This is a genomic window from Micromonospora sp. NBC_01699 (assembly GCF_036250065.1).
In the GTDB taxonomy this organism is placed as follows: domain Bacteria; phylum Actinomycetota; class Actinomycetes; order Mycobacteriales; family Micromonosporaceae; genus Micromonospora_G.
This window is the reverse complement of record NZ_CP109199.1, coordinates 4231966-4249120: the sequence shown is the minus strand read 5'-3', so window position 1 is coordinate 4249120 and position 17155 is coordinate 4231966. Positions and strand designations below refer to the sequence as shown.

Below are 17155 nucleotides of genomic sequence, written 5' to 3'. Positions count from 1 at the left end.
CCGAATGTTCCCATCGAACACCGACCCGTGGTCCTCCGCGAACAGCTCACCCGGGGTCGTCCGGCGGGTCGTCGGTGGGTCGGCCGGCCGGCGCCCCGCCCGGCTGCCAGTGCAGGGCGGCCGGGGCGGCGGCGGGCACCGCCGGGTTGTCCGGCGGCACCGGCGCGAGCACCCGGTACGGCTCGCCGGGGGCGGGCCTCGGGTCGGGCCGGCCCCGGTTCGGCCAGAGTGACATCGCCCGTTCCGCCTGCGCGGTGATGGTCAGCGCGGGGTTCACCCCGAGGTTCGCCGACACGGCGGACCCGTCGGCGACGTGCAGCCCCGGATGACCGAAAACCCGCTGGTACGCGTCGACCACCCCGTCGGCCGGCGAGCCGCCGATGACCGCCCCGCCGAGGATGTGCGCCGTCATCGGCATGTCGAACGGCTCGGTCACCGCCCCGCCGGGAATGCCGCCGATCTGCTCGGCGAGCAGCCGGACGGCCCGGTTGCCGGCCGGGATCCAGGTCGGGTTGGCAGCACCGTGTCCGGGGCCGGTGGCCAGTCGACGGCGGCCCAGCCGGGTGCGCCGGTAGTGCACGGTCAGCGAGTTGTCCAACGACTGCATGACCAGCGCGATCACCGTACGGCGGGACCATCCGCGTACGGAGAGCAGGTGGCGGTGGGCGAGCGGGTGTCGGGCCAGGGTGCCGAGCCAGCGGCGAAACCGGCCCGGCCCGCCGTCGACCAGCGCCGACTGGAGCAGCCCCATCAGGTTCGAGCCGTGGCCGTACCGGACCGGTTCGACGTGGGTGTCCGGGTCCGGGTGGAAGGAACTCGTGATCGCCACCCCGTCGGTGAAGTCCGGCCGGTGCCGCCGGGCCGGCCCACGGGGCACCGATGCCCCGAGGATCGCCTCGGAGTTGGTCCGGGTGAGCGCGCCGAGTCGGGGCGACAGGCCGGGCAGCGCCCCGTCGGCCCGCATCCGGTGCAGCAGCCGCTGGGTCTCCAGCGCCCCGGCCGCGAAGATCACCTGGTCGGCGTGGACCCGCTGCCGGCGCCCCGGCCAGGCCCCGGTGCGTACGCTCTCCACCTCGTAGCCGGAGCCGGAGCGCGCCGGCCGGACGGCGGTCACCGTGGTCAGCGGCCGGATCGTCACGCCGAGCCGTTCGGCCAGCCAGAGGTAGTTCTTCACCAGGCTGTTCTTCGCCCCGTGCCGGCAGCCGGTCATGCACTCGCCGCAGTGCAGGCAGCCGGTCCGCTCGGGTCCCACCCCGCCGAAGTAGGGGTCGGCGACCCGCTCGCCGGGCCGGCCGAGATGGACCCCGACCGGCGCCCGTCGGAAGGTGTGACCCACCCCCATCCGGTCGGCGACCGCGCGCATCGCGGCGTCCGCGGCCGTGTCCCTCGGGTACGTGGTCACGCCCAGCATTCGTTTCGCCTGCTCGTAGTGGGGGGCGAGTTCGGCCCGCCAGTCGGCGAGGTGTCGCCACTGCGGGTCGTCGTAGAACGCCGGCGCCGGTTCGTAGAGGGTGTTGGCGTAGACCAGGGAGCCGCCGCCGACCCCGGCACCGGAGAGCACCAGCACCTTCGCCGCCCCGTCACCGGCCCGGCGCCCGGCCGGGCGTAGCAGAGTGATCCGCTGGATGCCGTAGCAGCCGAGCCGCGGCGCCCACAGGAACCGCCGGGTACGCCACGAGGTCCGTGGCAGTTCGTCGTCGGCGAACCGCCGCCCCGCCTCCAGGACGGCGACCGAGTAGCCCTTCTCGGCGAGCCGCAGCGCCGCGACGCTGCCGCCGAAACCGGATCCGATGACCACCACGTCGTAGCCCATTCGGTCATGGTCGCCGATCCTTGCCGATCCCACATCGGGGCACCGGCCGGGAAATGTCCCAGCCCCGTGCCATGCTGGCCCCGCCCCGATCGGGGGGCGACACCGACCGCACCGGCACGAGGACAGGCCATGCCCACCGCTGACGAGCTCATCAGTACGACGACGGTGACCCACCTCGTACGCGTCCTGCGGTCGGTGGCGCCGCGAAACCGCTGGGCGACGGTCGCGGCGAGCGGCGCGACCCTGGCCGAGCGCACCCTCAGCGAGCGGGCACAGGCGATCCGGGACGCCCTGCTGGCCGACCTGCCGGACACCTACCGGCCATCGGCGGCGATCCTGCGCGACGCCCTGGCCGACCCGTCCTTCACCGGCTGGATGATCTGGCCGGTCACCGAGGCCGTCGCCGTACGGGCACTGGCCCCACCCCACGCCCCAGCCCCCGCGGACTTCAAGGCCGGCGCGGACTTCAAGGCCGACGCCGACTTCGAGGCCGGGCTCGGTCTGCTCGCCGAGCTGACCGGTCGGCTCACCGGCGAGTTCGCGCTGCGCGCCTTCCTCAACGCCGACCTGGACCGCACCCTGGCCGTCGTGCTCGGCTGGACCACCCACCCGGACGAGCACGTACGCCGGCTGGCCAGCGAGGGCACCCGGCCCCGGCTGCCCTGGGCCAAGGGGGTACCGGCGCTGACCCGGCGCCCCGACGCCACCATCGCGATCCTCGACGCGCTCCACCGCGACGAGGTCGAGTACGTCCGGCGGTCGGTGGCGAACCACCTCAACGACCTCAGCCGGCTCGATCCGGACCTGGCCGTGGCCACCGCGTCACGCTGGCTGGAGCGACCCGAGCCGTCCACCGTGCGCCTGGTCCGGCACGCGATGCGTACGCTGGTCAAGGCCGCCCACCCCGGCGCGATGGCGTTGCTGGGCTTCCCGCCCCCGGTCGGTGTCTCGGTCGCCGGCCCGGATCTGGACCGGACCGCCGTACCCCTCGGTGGTGAACTGGCCTTCGAGGTCGTGGTCGGCAACGACGGCGACCGGGACGCGAACCTCGTGATCGACTACGTGGTCCACTTCCGCAAGGCGAACGGGAGCCTGGCGCCGAAGGTCTTCAAGCTGGCCAACCGGGTGCTCGCGCCCGGCCAGCGGCTGACGCTCGGTCGCCGGCACTCCTTCAGACCGATCACCACCCGCCGCTACCACCCCGGCCGGCACGCGATCGAGGTCCAGGTCAACGGCGTCCGTTCGGGAATGGCCGAGTTCGACCTCGGCTGACCCCGGCGGCTACCGGCCGCTGGCGACCCCGTCCGCGTGCCGGATCTCGTCGTCGCCACCGGCCGACCCACCCGAGCGGGGACGCAGCCGGACCTTGGTGATCGCGTGTCCGGTCACCTCGACCACCGCCGCGGTGAACGCGGGCACCTCGACCGTCTCGCCGGGCCCGGTCGGAATGTGACCGAGACGGGCCAGCAGCAGCCCGGCGATGGTGGTGTAGTCGCCGTCGTCGGCCTCGTCCAGGTCGAGGCCGAGGTCGGGCAGGTCGTGGATCGGGAAGGTGCCGGAGAGCAGCAGAGTCCCGCCCGGCTCGCGGATCACCGCCTGCACGTCCCGGTCGGTCTCGTCGTAGATCTCCCCGACGATCTCCTCGATCAGGTCCTCCATTGTCACGATGCCGTCGATCGAGCCGCGTTCGTCCACGACCAGGGCGAACTGCTGCCGTTGCTGGCGCATCTGCCGGATCGCGTCGGTCACCCCCAGGGTCTCCGGCATGAACAGTGCCTCGGACGCGTGATCGCCCACCGTGCCGGTGTCGTCAAGCAGGTCGCGCAGGTGCACCACCCCGACGACGTTGTCCAGACCGGCCCGGGTGACCACCGGCGCGCGGGACTGTCCGGACTTGGCGAGCAGCCGGAGCCCCTCGCCGGTGGGCAGGTCCGCCCGCAGGCTGGTGACCTCGCCCCGGGGCACCAGGATCTCCCGCAGGATCCGGTCGGCCACCTCGAACGCGCCACTGATGATCGTGCGGTGTTCGGCGGTCAGGCTCGGCTGCGCGGCCACCATGTCCCGCAGTTCCTCGGCGCTGACCTCCTCCCGGCCGCCGTCCGGGTCGGCGCCGGTCAGCCGTACGACCGTGTTCGTCGCCCGGCTGAGCAGCCACACCGCCGGCCGGGAGAAGGTGGAGAGCATGTCCAGCGGGCGGGCGACGAACAGGGCCCAGCCCTCGGTGCGCTGCATGGCGATGCGTTTCGGGGCCAGTTCGCCGAAGACCAGGGTGAGGAAGGTCAGCACGATCGTCACCAGCACGATCGACACCGGCTCGGCCGCCGAGCCGAGGAAGCCCAGCGGCTCGACCAGCGGCGCGGACAGCGAGACCGCGGCGGCGGCCGAGGCGAGGAAGCCGGCCAGGGTGATGCCGATCTGGATGGTGGCCAGGAACCGGTTCGGGTCCCGCGCCAGCCGGGCCAGCACCCGGCCCGTACGCGACCCGCGCTCCAGCCGTTGCAGCTGGCTCTCCCGCAGCGACACCAGCGCCATCTCGCTGCCCGAGAAAACCGCGTTGACCAGGACCAACACCGCTACCAGCGCCACCTGAAACCCGTAGCCACCCACGCTGTGACGCCTTCCTACCTGAATGGTCGAAGCACAAACCTAACCGGCTGCCCTGAGCGCACGCCACAGGGTGCCCGGCCGGGCCAACGCGTTCGGGTGCTCGACCATGGTGGTCACCCGGGCCAGTCGTTCGTTGATCACCGCGTCGGTCATCGACGCCCGGAACACCAGATTGGCGAACCACCTGATCAGCCGGTAGCCACGGGGGTACGGCCCGTCGACGTGCGGCAGGTCCAGATCGGCGAAGGTGGAGATCTGCCAGGCGGCGTCCACGATCACCCTGACCCGCTCGAAGTAGGCCCGCGCCGGCTCGTCGTGCAGCGCCGGGTCCGAGCGCAAATACGCCGACAGGCAGGAGGCGTGCAGCGTCGCCGAGGTCATGCCCTGGCCGTAGATGGGATTGAACGAGGCGACCGCGTCCCCGGCGGCGACCAGCCCGGCCGGGAGCCGGTCCACCTCGTGGAAGTCACGCCGCCGGCTGTCCGCCTGGTGGTACGTCACCACGTCGCCGATCATCCGGCCGCGTTCGGCGATGTCCCGGAACTCCTGCGGGAAGTGGTCCCGGCAGCGGGCGGTGAAGTCGTCGGCGTCGCGGCTGGGCCGATCGGTGTCGTAACCGGCGACCAGCATGATCCACTGGTCGTTCTCGACCGAGTTGATGCCGCCGATCCGGGCGACCCGCCCGTTGCCGGGGGTGGTCTGCGCGACCGCCACCCAGGCGTCGCTCACCTGGGCGTCGCGCTTGTACAGCGCGGTGGCGTAGTTCAGTTTGATCGGCATCCGGCGCATTGGCGGCCGTGGCCAGCCGGAGTCCTGTAGCCAGTCGCCGAGTCGGCTGGAGCGGCCCATTGCGTCCACCACCAGGTCCGTGGTCACGGTGACCGGCTCGGCCGCGCCGGCCGGCAGGTACCGGGCGCCGGCGACCCGGTCGCCGTCGAAGACCAGTCCGTCGGCCCGGCCGGGTACGAGGCGGATGTTCCCGACGGCCAGCGTCCGTTTCCGGATCAGTGCCTCCAGGAACGGCCTGGTGGTGATCAGCCCCGGCATCTGCGGCCGGGACATCGGCGCCGTACGCAGCACCCCGTTGATGAAGACCTTGCCGATCCCGCCGGCCGGCCGTGGTGCTCCCGTGGCGAACGCCTGCGCGGCGAAGCCGGGGAACCAGCGTTCCAGTTGTGCCTGCCCCGCCGGCAGCAGGGCGTGCACCTGACTGCCCTGCGGTACGCCCGGTCGTGGTCCGGCGTCCACGTCGGACGGATCCCGTTCGACGATCAGGACCTCCTCGGCGTGGTCACTGAGCACCCGGGCGGCCATCAGTCCGGCCACGCTCCCGCCCAGCACCACCGCCCGCCGCATGATCACTTTGTTGCCGGTGGGCCGCTCCGACGTCGTTATCTGGGCGAAAAGCCGTGACGCTGAGGGCGGCACTCGGCACTCCTTCTTCCGGCGGGGAACGGTCACCCGCGCCACGGCCGGCGCCGGGTGGCGGTTGCCGTGGGTGATGGGTCGACTGCGCAGCGGGAACTCGCCGGAGACTATCACTGGCTGCGCGTCCAGGCCATGTGCCGGAGCAGCCGTCGCGGGGCGGGGTGGGGCCGGTCAGCGCCGGCCGGGCGGTGGCGTGGCCCGGCGCAGATCCGACAGCAGCTCGTCCAGCACGAGTTCCTCCTCGATCCGTACCCCGTGCAGCCGCATGTTCTCGGTCAGCCCGGCATCCCAGGCCGCGTCGACCGGCCGGCCGCGCAGCGGCGACGGCACGGCGCGGGACGCGGCGTCCAGGTAGGCGGCGACGTCGTACCGCCACGGGTGCCACGGCACCCTGGACCGGAGCAGGTTCGCGATCCGGACGCCACCCCAGTCGAAATCGCCGTGGTACCGCAACCGCGCCCCGTCCGCGGCGAGCGCCGTCAGCAGCCGGATAGCGGCCGTACTCGGCTGGCCGTTGACACAGACCAGGGGCGGGCAGGCCGGGCCGAGGTCGTCCGCCGCCGAGGCGAGGACGGTCGGATTCTCGCAGACGTAGACCTCCGCCGGCCGGAAGCGTGGCGGCTGGCGGCAGACCTGTCGCAGGGTGAGCACCGCCGGCTCACCGAGTTCGCCGGCGGGAAGGGTGAGATCGTGCAGCGTACTGCCGGGCGCGGTGGGCAGGTTGAGCACGAGCACGGTCGACGACAGCTCGTCGACGAGGACGCCGGCCGCGTCCCAGAACGCGCGACGCTGCTCCGCCGGCCCGGACGGCTCGATCCCACCATGCCACCACGCGGCCCGGACGGCCGACAGGACGAGTGTCGCGAGCGGACGACCGACGTCGAGGGCGTGCGCGTCCCCGACGGCTCGTACGGCGAGCCTCGCCAGCGGTACGCCGTCGCCGGGCAGCGCGTCGAGCACCGCGACCGCCGCGTCGGCGAGCCGGCCGGCGGCGATCGGGGTCTCGCCGAGACGGCGCAGCAGGATGCCGGTGCCGGCGTCCGCGCACCAGTCCGCCAGTTCGCCCCGCCGCACGCCGAGCAGGTCGAACGGGGCGGCCGCCGCCCGCCAGGCCGCCACCTCGGCCGCCCTGGCGTCGGCGAGCACCGTGACCGGACCGGTCAGCATCCCGACGGCCGCGGCGAGACCGTCCGGATGCATGCCGCTGCGCCGTACCACCCGATCGAGATCGTCGAGGTTGATCGTCAGTGAGGTTCCGCGACCCGGTCGCCGTCCCAGCAGCCGTTCGACCGCGTGTCGTTCGCCCTGCGTCGGGTCGGCCAGGATGAGCACCCCGGAGACCGGCTGACCACGGGCGATGCGCTGGCGTACGCGTTGGACCAGCCGATCGGTGTCGGGGCCGCCGAGCTGACGCCGCAGCCGATCCGGATCGGTCACCCGGCGTCCCACAACGCTGGTTGGGGACCGCTCGCGGCGCTCCCGTCCGGTACGTCGACCGGCGCGGGTTCCCGCTGACCGGGCAGGTGCCACTCGGTACGGGGCAGCCGAAGTCGCTCGCTCCCGTCCCAGCGCCACGGGGTGACCAGGACACCGTCGATACCGTCGTGCCGTACCAGTTGGGCGATCCCCAGGCCGGGCACCTGCGGGTAGCAACCCCACTCGCGTTCGCTGGTCATCACGACGTCGAGATCGAAGGTGGCGAGCAGTCCCAGACACTTCGCCCGCGAGTCGTCGTCCACCCCGGCGAACGCCTCGTCGAGCGCGATGAGGCGCGGCGCGTACGGGTTCCCGGCCGAGCCGTAGTAGGAGGAGGCGGCGGCGAACAGCGGGACGCTGGCCGCCAGCACCCGTTCGCCGCCGGACGCGGGACCGGTGGCCGGTCGCCACTGCCCGTCCTGATATCGCTGGATGGCGAATTCGTGCCACGCCCGGTAGTCCAGTGCCCGGGTGAGTTGCTCGGTCCAGGTGGACGCGTCGTCGCGCTGCCGTTCCCGACTGATCTGCGCGGAGAGAAAGGCACCGACGGTACGGCGGTCCTCGTCGTTCCACACGTCGGTGCTCTGCCGCAACTGTCGACCGCGCAGTTCGGCGAGCCCGGCCGGGGCGTCCCTGGTCGGCCGCCACAGCAGCCGCAGCCGCATGCCGGTGGAGGTGGGGCGTGCCTCCAACTCGCGGTTCATGTCGTCCACCTGGCGTTCGGCGGTGCCGATCAGTTCCTGGAGCGCGCCGGCCACCTCGTTGACGAGGTGGGTTTCCAGCACCTCCCGTTCGTGGGCGGAGAGCACCCGTTGCCGCTCCTCGACCTCGACCACCAGCGCCTCCGCGAGTTCGGCGACCGTCCGGGTGTGCCCCTGGAAGGTCACGTCGACGACCATCGTGTCCTCGCGTACGGTCGGCACGACCTGATGGCCATGCTTGGACAGACCGTCGGTGAGGGCCTTCAGGTCGACGCTCACCTGCTGCTGGAGCCGCTCCCAGCGCCGATCACCGTCGTCCACCTCGGCGAGCAGGCGGTCGAGTCCCCGGGCGACGGTCACGGCGGGCGTCACCGTCCACTGCTGCCCCGGATCGGGGATCTCCTGCTCCGGGCAGGCCAGGCCGATCAGGCCGGTGCCGGCGAAGGACCGCAGGGTGGCGACCGCGCCGTCGCGGGCAGCGGAGGCGTCTTCGAGTTCCCGTTCCAGCCGGCCGCGTTCCCCGTCGGCCCTTCCCCGGGCGTCCCGGGCGGTTCCTTCCCGCTCGCGGGTGGTGCGGCGGGCGCGGTCGCATTCGGCCAGGGCGGCGGTCACCTCGCCGATGCGCCGTTCCAGCTCCGCGACGGAGGCGCCGGCGGTCGCGTCGAGCGTCTCGAACTCGACCCGGGCGGTCGCGGCGTGTTCGCGTGCCTCGGCCGCCTCGATCGCGGCCGGTTCGAGCCGGTCGAGTCGTTCCCCGTAGGCCCGCTGGGCCTCGTCCCGTCGGCCGGCCGCCGCCCGTACGCCGGTCAGCGCCGGCCACCACGCGGCGAGCGCTATCCGGTACGCCTGGAACCCCTCACCCACCGTGGCCAACTCCGCCGGGTCGTAGGGCAGCCCCACGTCGCTGGCGAAGTCGGTCGCTTCGGCGAGCGCGGTCGCCGCCACACCCTCGGTACGGCGCAGTTCGGCGCCGGCCTCCTCCCGCTTGCCGACCGTGTCCCGCCGTGCCCGATGGGCGCCGCGCAGGAGGGTGTGCGCCTCACGTAGCGGCTGGTCGGAGGGGAGGGCGTCGACCTCCTCGGTCAGCCGCTGCCGCCGGCTGCCCAGGGCCGAGCGCTGTACGACCAGCTCCGCCAGACTCTCGGTCAGGTGCTCGGCCTCGCCCCGCAGACGCTCCATCCGGGCCCGCCGAGCCGCTTCGCGGGCGCCGTCGCCGATGTGTTCGGCCTCGGGCTTGCCCCAGCGTCCGGTGACCACGCCGATTCCGAACGTGCCGTCCGGGTCGACCCAGGTCGCCGCGCCGGAGGCGGCGCCGAGGCCGATCGTGGCGAGCAGGGTGGCTACCGTTCGGTCGGACAGGGTGGCCGCGTACGGGTCGGCCCGGTCGATGGCGGGCCGCAGGATGGTGCCGAGATTCGCCGGTACGCCGTCGCCGGGAGGTGACACCGGCGGGTTCTCCGGCGTACGCAGCAGCGTGTCGCCGGTGACGAGGTCGCGTAACGCCCCGTCCGGATCCAGCCAGGCGTCCAGCACCCCGGCGGCTTCCAGCGCCGCCTCGACTCCGGCCCGCTGCGGGTCGGGAACCTCGGGGGCGAAGTCGACCACCCGCCACAGCGGTGCGCCGGCCCGGTCGACGCGGACCTCCGGGTCTCGGGTCGGCGGGCACGGCGGCGGGCGGTGCACACCCTCGGCGAGCCGTCGCAGGTCGGTCTCGATTTCGGCCAGCCGTTCCTCCGCACGCCGCTGGTCGGTCTCCAGCGCGGCGTCGAGGCGGGCGATCGTCTCGGTGGCCGACCGTCCGGCCCGCCCGATCTCGCGGGCCGCCGGGTTCTCGCCGGTCAGGCCGGAAACCCAGTCCTCCAGTTGGGACAGCGTCAGATCCGCGTCCGTGACCGGCAACTCGACCAGGTTGGCCAGATACTGCCGGGTCAGGTGGAGCAACGACTCACCCTGGTCGGTCACGGCCCGCTCGGCGTCGTCGATCCGCAGGTCCGCGGCGGCCAACTCGCTGTCGAGCCGGTCGTGTTCGGCGCGGGCACGATCCGCCAGGCGTTTCGCCGCGTCGGCCGCCGAGCGCAGCCCGACCAGCGTACGCAGCGCGCCGTTGCGTGACTCGACCAGCTCGGCCGCACCCTGCCTCGCCCGGTCGGTGCCCTCCGACAGGACGGCGACCACCCGGCGCTGGTGCTGTTGGACGAGTCGCGCCGCGTCGGCGGCTTCGTCTACCTGGCTTCGGACATCGGCCTCGGCGTCCGTCGTCCGGCGTAACTCCTCGACCGCGTTGTCGAGTGCCCGCCGGTTGCGGGCCACGTCCGACTCGATGTCGCGGAGCCGTTCCGCCTGACGTTCGGCAAATCGGGTACGTTGCGCCGCCGTCTCCCGCAGCTGGTGCAGGTGCTGTGCGGTCCTCGCCTCGGGACTCTCCGCGAGGGCCTGCTTCTGCGTGGTCAGCGCCGTGGTGTCGTGGTCCAGCTCGTCGAGTCGGGCCTGCGCCGCTCGCATCTGTTCGTCGGCCTGCGCGTACGCCCGCTGCGTCTCGATCAGGTCGCGGCCGAGATGCTCGTACCGGCTGTGCTGTTGCCGCAACAGCGCGGCCTTGCGTTTTGTCGCCACCCGGGCGTACTGGCGGTAACGGCTGAGGAAGTCGTCGGCGGCATGTTTGGTCTCGGCCAGTTCGTGCAGGGTGGCCCGCTCGTCGTCGAGGCTGCGGAACGCCTCCGCCACCTGGGTGACCAGGTTCCCGTCCAGCGGTGGCAGGGCGTCGCCGAGCGCCCGTGACAGGCTCTTCTCGTCCGGACGCTTCGACAGCTGCGGCTGCCGGAGTTTGATCAGCAGTGAGATGAGGGCGTCGTAACGATCACCCAGCCCGAACAGTGCCTCGTCGATCGCCCGCCGATAGTCCACGGCACGGTCGTAGACCATTCCGGACGGGCCGATCGAGTCGCGGAGCCGCTCCCGGGTGAGCGCCGTCCCGGTGGGCGTGAGCAGGGTCAGCCGTTCGCCGATCCGTTCACTGCTGACGAAGAACCAGTGACGCGCGATTCCCCGACCGGCCACGGCCTTCAGACCGCAGCCGATGGTGAGAAAGTGGGGCGTACCGTCGGCGTCGCGGCGACCGAACTCAAGCCAGGTGTAGCCCAGCCGTTCCGAGTGGGGATAACGTCCGCCGAGCAGAAGGTTCCATTCCATCCGCTTGTGCGGGTCACCATCTGGCTCCACCCGGTACGGGGCGAGCTCGCCGTCGAGCAGGAACGGCAGGGTCAGCGCCAGCACCTTGGACTTCCCGGTGCCGTTGTTTCCCCGCAGCAGCAGGCTACCGCCGTGGAAGTGGAACTCCTCGTAGTCGTAGTAGAAGAGGTCGACCAGCCCGGCCCGCAGCGGCTGCCACCGTTCCCGCTCCGGCAGCGGAAGGACTCCGGAAGTGGTCATGAGGCGACCCCCTTCGACTCGCGGACCGTCGGCTCGGCCAGGGCGTAGCGCGCGATCGCCGGGCGGGCGACCACCAGCGGATCGTCGACCGGCTCGACGGTGATCAGCTCGACGGTGATCAACTTGAGCGCGAGCAGGGCGGCCAGGGCGGTCGCCACCAGTTCGACCTCGGCCCCCGGGTCGGTCGCGTGCTTGCGCCAGTACGACCGGTGTTCCTGGGCCAGCGCGCGGGTCCGCCGATGCAGGTCGCTCACGCGTACCCCGCCCTCGGCCGCGCCGATCTGCTCGGCCAGCAGCAGCGTCAGGTGGCTCTGCATCCCCTCGGCCGGCATCCGTACGTCGGTCAGCTCGTCCAGCGGGTCGACCATCGCGATCCCCTCGGCCCGTACCTCGGCGACCAGGCCGGTCAGCTGGCCGATCCGGCCCAGGATGGCGGCGCGCTGGCCGGTCAGATAGGCACGTTCGGCCTCGGTCAGCTCGTCGTAGTAGACCACCGGCTGTTCCAGCAGGAGCCGGGTGAGCCGGTGCCGGAGTGCCCGGTTCCGCGCGTCGTCGACGTCCGGCACGACCTCCAGGGTGAGCGCGTCGAGCCGAGCGGCGTGTCCCGTCTCCGGGATCAGGGACGGGCCTCGGGAACTGGCGAGCAGTCCGGCGATCACCCGCCGATCCACGTCGTACAGCACGTCGCCGCTCGTCCCCAGGTACGCGTCCTCGTCGCCGGCCACCCGACGCAGCACGCCCCAGTGCATCAGCAGCCGGACCACGGCGACCATGTCGGCCCGGCGCTCCCGGCGGTCGAGCGTGAAGGTGAAGCCGGTCAGGGCCAGCAGCGGCTCGGCGGCGGAGAGCACGATGTCCTCGGCCAGCCGGCCCAGGGTGATCTGCCCGTCGGCGCGTTCGAGCGCGGCCAGCGCGAGGCAGGCCAGGACGTACCGTTGCCGGGTGAACGGTGTCCTGGCGCGGGGGTCGCGGGCCGGATGTGTCTCGTCGTGCGGGGCGGCGGTCAGCTTCACCAGCCGGATCGTCTGGGCGTCGGCGGTGAGCCGCCAGCCGGTTTCCCGGTCGAACCAGTCCCGCAGCTCCGGCGCGTACGCCCGGACCAGCCGGAACTCGTCGTCGCCGGTGAGTCCCGCGACCAGCAGGGGCCGGGCCAGCAGGATCCTGGCCGCCTTCTGTAGCTCGGCCGAGGGCGCGTCGTCGCCGGGGGAGTGGATCCTCACCGGTTGGTCCGGGCGGCTGTCGGAGCGATATCGGTGATCTCGATCAGGTGTTCCGGGCCGGTGAGCACACCGTCTCGGGTGACGATCCGTACCGGTTCGGCCTGGTCGACCAGGACGAGGCGGACCTGGAGCGTCCCGTCGGAGGTCGCGGTCACCACCTCGCGGGAGTCCGGTCGTCTCGTCGCCAGCGCGTCACCGAGCAGTTGCAGGAAGAGCCGAAACTCGGCGGAGTCGAGTTCACCCAGACGGGAGAGGGCGACCGGGCCGGGGGTGACCAACGCCGCCCGAGCCCGAGCGGTCTGGGCGGCCTCCCGCTCGGTGTGCTCGGCCAGCAGCCTGCGCTGCTGGGAACGGTCGATCACGCGGGTCGGCGCGCCCCGGCGTTCGTAGGACCCGGTTCGGCGCAGCCGGGGGCTGATCTCCTGTCGGGGCGCCCGGTCCCACGGGGTCGAGGCCGGCACCGGCCGTTCCTGGTTCCTGGCCTGGGTCTCGGTGGTCGTGGTCAGGTGCCGTGCCGGCGACAGCCCGAAGGCGGTGTGCCACAGCTGATGGGCCGACTCGTCGTCGGGGGCCAGCGCGAACCAGAGGGCCAGTGTCCGGAAGTCGGCGGAGCGGTCGGTGCGTCCGGCCCGTCGTTCGTTGATCGCCGCAACCGTGCCGAGGAGCTGGCGGATCGAGCCGATCGCCGCGGTCCGCAGCAGCCGGGCCTGCGACTGCCGGCTGGAGTCGGAGCTGACGAACCAGTCCCGCAGCCCCTGCCACCGTTGCCGCCATGCCGTCATGGCCTCGTCCAACGCGGCCTCGTACGCGGCGTCCGCATCGCCGTCCCCGCCGTTCGGAGCGGCGTCGGCGGCCTCCCGGCGGGCAACCACCTCCAACAGCGGCACGACCCCGGCCGTTTCGATCTGATGAGCCAGTCCGGCGATCTCCGCGCCCCGGTTGGCCAGATCGGCGATGAACCGCTCGATGTACGAGATCAGCTGTTCCTTGTATGCGATGAAGGCGTCCAGGTCCGCGTCGGCGAAGTCGATCGTCCGGCGCAGCGAGGCCATGAACGCCTGTGCGTTGTCGGCCAGCCCGGTGAACCGGTCGACGATGCTCATCATCAGCAGGTGGGTCTTTGCCGCGTCCGGCGGACCACCGATCGTGGCGTCGGTGGCGATGACGAGCAGGGCCCGTAGCTGTGCCGCGATATCGGAAAGTGCCACCGACTGAAGCGCGCCCCGTCGGCCGATCGCCTCCTCGTAGGTCGCGATCGCCTGTTCGGCGGCGTGTCCGTACGGGCTCAGTTGGTACAGGTAGCGGGCCCGGTGGAAGTCCTCGACGGTGGTGACGCGCCCGGTGTCGGGGTCGGCGCGCAGGTTGCCCCATTCGGCCAGCTGGGCGAGGGCGGCGGTGACCGTCTCCAGCGAGGTGTCGCCGTGTTCCGGCGACGTGTCACCATGCAGATCCGCGAGTACGTCCTCGGGCCGCAGGTGGACGGTGAATCGTTGTTTCGCCCGTCCGAAGGCGGTGAGGACCGCTCGGTAAAGGGGTGAGTTCTGGGCCTGGAGGTGTGCGAACGGTTGCGCCGTCGACCCACTCCCGGAAGGCATCCGACCATAATCGCAGAATCGTCGACCTACCCCGCGCACTGCCCGGGGACGGCCGGCGGCGTGTCCGAAGACCGCGGACATTCGTCACATAAGTGCCCGGCCGAGCCCCGTCGCCGTGGTCGACCGTGGCGGCGAGTGTGCGGCACGGGGTTCGCGCGACCGGGCGAACCATCACAAGTTACCCTCGTTGCCCATGAGGGGATGGTGCTCATGAGGGCTCGGCGTCTGGTCACCGCACTGACCGGTGCCGTACTCGCCCTGCCGGCCATGGCGGTTCCACCGGCGACCATGGCCAGCGCCGCGAGGGTGCCCGCGTCCGTGCCCTGCCCGGTGCCGACGCCACCGGTACCCCGGCCGGCCTCGCCGCCCCGCCCGTCGCCACCGGCCGGCGATCCCGCGGACCGTGTCGTCGGCGGCCCGGAACTCGCGACGCCGGGCCTGACCGTCCCGCCCGGTGCGCCGAAGCCGCCGGCCGTGACCGCGACCTCCTGGGTGGTCGCCGACCTGGACACCGGCGCCGTTCTCGGCGGCTGCGGCCCGCACGAGTACGGCACCCCGGCGAGCGTGCAGAAGCTCCTGCTGGCCGCCACCGTGCTGCCGAAACTCGACCCGAAGCAGGTCATCACCGTCACCCGCGAGGACCTCGACTACGAACCCGGCAGTTCCGCGGTCGGGCTGCTGCTGGGCGGCCGCTACCCGGTGGAGACGCTCTGGCTCGGTCTGCTGCTCAACTCCGGCAACGACGCGGCGAACGTGCTCGCCCGGCTGGCCGGCGACGACGCCGGGGTCGCCGGCACCGTCGCGGACATGAACGAGCAGGCACAGCGGCTGGGCGCCTTGCAGACCCACGCCGTGACGCCGTCCGGCCTCGACGGTCCGGGACAGTTCACCAGCGCGTACGACCTGGCGCTGATCGCCCGGGCGTGCTTCGCCGACGAGGGCTTCCGCCGGTACGCGATGACCGAACGGACACAGATCCCCGCCCAGGGCGCGCAGAAGGGCTTCCAGATCCAGAACGAGAACCAGCTGATCTTCCGCTACCCCGGTGCGCTCGGCGGCAAGACCGGTTACACCACCCTGGCCCGGCACAGCTACGTCGGCGCGGCCGAGCGCAACGGCCGGCGCCTGGTGGTGACCCTGCTCGGCGCGGAGGCCCGACCACTGCGCGGCTGGCAGCAGGGCGCGGCGCTGCTCGACTGGGGTTTCTCGGTGTCGGCCGACGCGTCGGTCGGTCGGCTGGTCGACCCGGGCGAGGCGCCCGCCGCCACCCCCTCCCCGTCACCGGCGGCAGACCGGGCGCCCGGCGAGCGCTCGGCAGCGGTCACCGTACGCGACGAGACCTGGTGGGCCGGCCTCTCCTCGACGGTCGCCCTCGCCGTTGCCGCCGCCCTTGCCATCGCGGCGGTGCTGACGATCGCGGCCCTGGTGGTCACCGCGCGCCGCCGACCACGCCGCCCGAGCGGACGCCGACGTCGGCCGGGACCGCTCGGCTAGCTGCCGGTCCGTTACCCGGCGTTCACACCGCGACGGCGACCCACCGGCCATGATGGACGGACCGCTACCGCAGGAGGATCCGTGGAAGCCGAACGAAGCGACGACGCCGACGGGGTACGACCCAGGGCGACGATCGACCTCGACCACCATTCGTCGGACTACCAGCGCCGCTGGCGCGAGATCTCCGACGCCAACGTGACCGGGTGCCCGGTCGCGTACACGCCGGCGCACGGCGGGACCTGGGTGGTCTCCGGTTACGAGCCCCTGGTCGAGGCGCTGCGCGACCACTCGACGTTCTCGTCCTTCTACGACCACAGCGATCCCGACAGCCCGATGCGCGGCACCAGCAACCCGCCGACGCCGTACCTCAACGTGCCCCAGGAACTGGATCCACCGGAGTTCTTCACCTACCGGCGGCTGCTGAATCCGACGCTGTCACCGGAGCAGTCCCGACGGAGGGAACCGTTCATCCGGCAGGTGACCGCCGCCTGCCTGGACCGGGTGACCCCGACCGGTCGGGCCGACCTGGTGGACGCGCTCACCAACCCGGTGCCGGCGATCGTCACCATGAGCGTCCTCGGCATCCCGCTGGCCGACTTCGAGCGTTACGCGCAGCCGGTCCACCTGATGGTGTACAGCCCGCCGGGAACCCCCGACGCGGCGCGGGCGGTGACGGCGCTGAGCGAGATGACGGGGCTGATCGCGCAGCTGGTCGGGCAACGCCGGGTCGACCCGGCCGACGACCTGATCAGCGTGCTCGCCACGGCGACCGACGACGACGGCGTACCGCTTCCGCTGGACCACGTCATCGCCGCCTGTGGGCTGGTCATCGCCGGGGGAGTGGACACCACGACCGCCCTGGTCTCGCACGCGCTGCACTGGCTGTACCGCAACCCGGCCGAGCGGGACCGGCTGGCGGCCGACCCGACCCTGATCCCGGACGCCGTCGAGGAGTTCCTCCGGGTGCTCGCCCCGGTGCAGTTCATGTCGCGTACCGCGACCCGGGACGTGGAGCTGGGTGGGCAGCGCATCGCGGCCGGCGAGCGGGTCATGCTCGCCTTCGCGGCGGCGAACCGGGACCCGGCCGCCTTCGACTGCCCGACCGAGGTACGCCTGGACCGCACACCGAACCGGCACGTGGCTTTCGGTTCCGGCATCCACCGCTGCGTCGGCTCACACCTGGCGAAGGTCCAGGCCGTGGTGATGCTGGAGGAGGTGCTGCGCCGGATCCCGGACTACGTCGTCGACGAGGAGCGGCTGCGACCGTACCCGTCGATCAGGGCGATCAACGGCTACATCAACCTGCCGACGACCTTCACCCCGTCACCGGCGGTCGGTGCGACGTTCCCCGAGTGACCCATCCGGGCGGGCACCGGCCGACGGGCGGACAAT

Annotated in this window: 10 protein-coding genes; 3 read left to right on the top strand and 7 right to left on the bottom strand. The window is 72.5% G+C overall.

The genetic code is table 11. The features are described 5' to 3' along the window. Positions 1-46: 46 nt before the first annotated feature. A complete protein-coding gene (locus OG792_RS18360) occupies positions 47-1813 on the bottom strand; it encodes a GMC family oxidoreductase (protein WP_329100466.1) in 1767 nt (588 codons plus the stop codon). A 129-nt stretch (positions 1814-1942) separates the two neighbouring features. On the opposite strand from OG792_RS18360, the gene OG792_RS18355 reads away from it, so the two are divergent. Next, entirely contained in the window at positions 1943-3085 is a 1143-nt protein-coding gene (locus OG792_RS18355) for a hypothetical protein (protein WP_329100464.1), read from the top strand. A gap of 9 nt (positions 3086-3094) precedes the next feature. Here the strand turns inward: OG792_RS18355 and OG792_RS18350 are convergent, their stop codons facing one another. From OG792_RS18350 to OG792_RS18325, 6 genes are all read right to left on the bottom strand, one after another. Then, entirely contained in the window at positions 3095-4420 is a 1326-nt protein-coding gene (locus tag OG792_RS18350) for a hemolysin family protein (protein ID WP_329100462.1), read from the bottom strand. 39 nt (positions 4421-4459) lie between these two features. Further along, positions 4460-5848, bottom strand: a complete 1389-nt coding sequence (locus OG792_RS18345) for an FAD-dependent oxidoreductase (RefSeq protein ID WP_329100460.1) — start codon at positions 5846-5848, stop codon at positions 4460-4462. 171 nt (positions 5849-6019) lie between these two features. Continuing rightward, positions 6020-7285, bottom strand: coding sequence for a TIGR02679 family protein (locus OG792_RS18340; protein WP_329100457.1), 1266 nt, complete (start codon positions 7283-7285; stop codon positions 6020-6022). After that, a complete protein-coding gene (locus tag OG792_RS18335) occupies positions 7282-11454 on the bottom strand; it encodes a TIGR02680 family protein (RefSeq protein WP_329100455.1) in 4173 nt (1390 codons plus the stop codon). The genes OG792_RS18340 and OG792_RS18335 overlap by 4 nt, the downstream gene beginning before the upstream one ends. After that, positions 11451-12674 (bottom strand): TIGR02678 family protein, encoded by a 1224-nt coding sequence (locus tag OG792_RS18330; RefSeq protein ID WP_329100453.1) that lies wholly within the window; start codon positions 12672-12674, stop codon positions 11451-11453. Before OG792_RS18330 ends, OG792_RS18335 begins: the two co-directional genes overlap by 4 nt. Further along, positions 12671-14269, bottom strand: a complete 1599-nt coding sequence (locus tag OG792_RS18325) for a TIGR02677 family protein (RefSeq protein WP_329100451.1) — start codon at positions 14267-14269, stop codon at positions 12671-12673. The genes OG792_RS18330 and OG792_RS18325 overlap by 4 nt, the downstream gene beginning before the upstream one ends. Positions 14270-14479: 210 nt before the next feature. Here OG792_RS18325 and OG792_RS18320 point away from each other — a divergent pair, with 210 nt between their 5' ends. Together OG792_RS18320 and OG792_RS18315 are read left to right on the top strand one after the other, a co-directional pair. Beyond that, a complete protein-coding gene (locus OG792_RS18320; RefSeq protein WP_329100449.1) occupies positions 14480-15763 on the top strand; it encodes a D-alanyl-D-alanine carboxypeptidase family protein in 1284 nt (427 codons plus the stop codon). A gap of 81 nt (positions 15764-15844) precedes the next feature. Next, the gene (locus OG792_RS18315; RefSeq protein WP_329100447.1) at positions 15845-17119 is read left to right on the top strand and encodes a cytochrome P450; all 1275 of its coding nucleotides are present in this window, start codon (positions 15845-15847) and stop codon (positions 17117-17119) included. The last annotated feature ends 36 nt before the right edge of the window (positions 17120-17155 follow it).

Coding starts and splice junctions, on each gene's coding strand:
- OG792_RS18320 (WP_329100449.1), top strand. CDS start 14,480: ATGAGGGCTCGGCGTCTGGTCACCGCACTGACCGGTGCCGTACTCGCC.
- OG792_RS18360 (WP_329100466.1), bottom strand. CDS start 1,813: ATGGGCTACGACGTGGTGGTCATCGGATCCGGTTTCGGCGGCAGCGTC.
- OG792_RS18325 (WP_329100451.1), bottom strand. CDS start 14,269: ATGCCTTCCGGGAGTGGGTCGACGGCGCAACCGTTCGCACACCTCCAG.
- OG792_RS18355 (WP_329100464.1), top strand. CDS start 1,943: ATGCCCACCGCTGACGAGCTCATCAGTACGACGACGGTGACCCACCTC.
- OG792_RS18335 (WP_329100455.1), bottom strand. CDS start 11,454: ATGACCACTTCCGGAGTCCTTCCGCTGCCGGAGCGGGAACGGTGGCAG.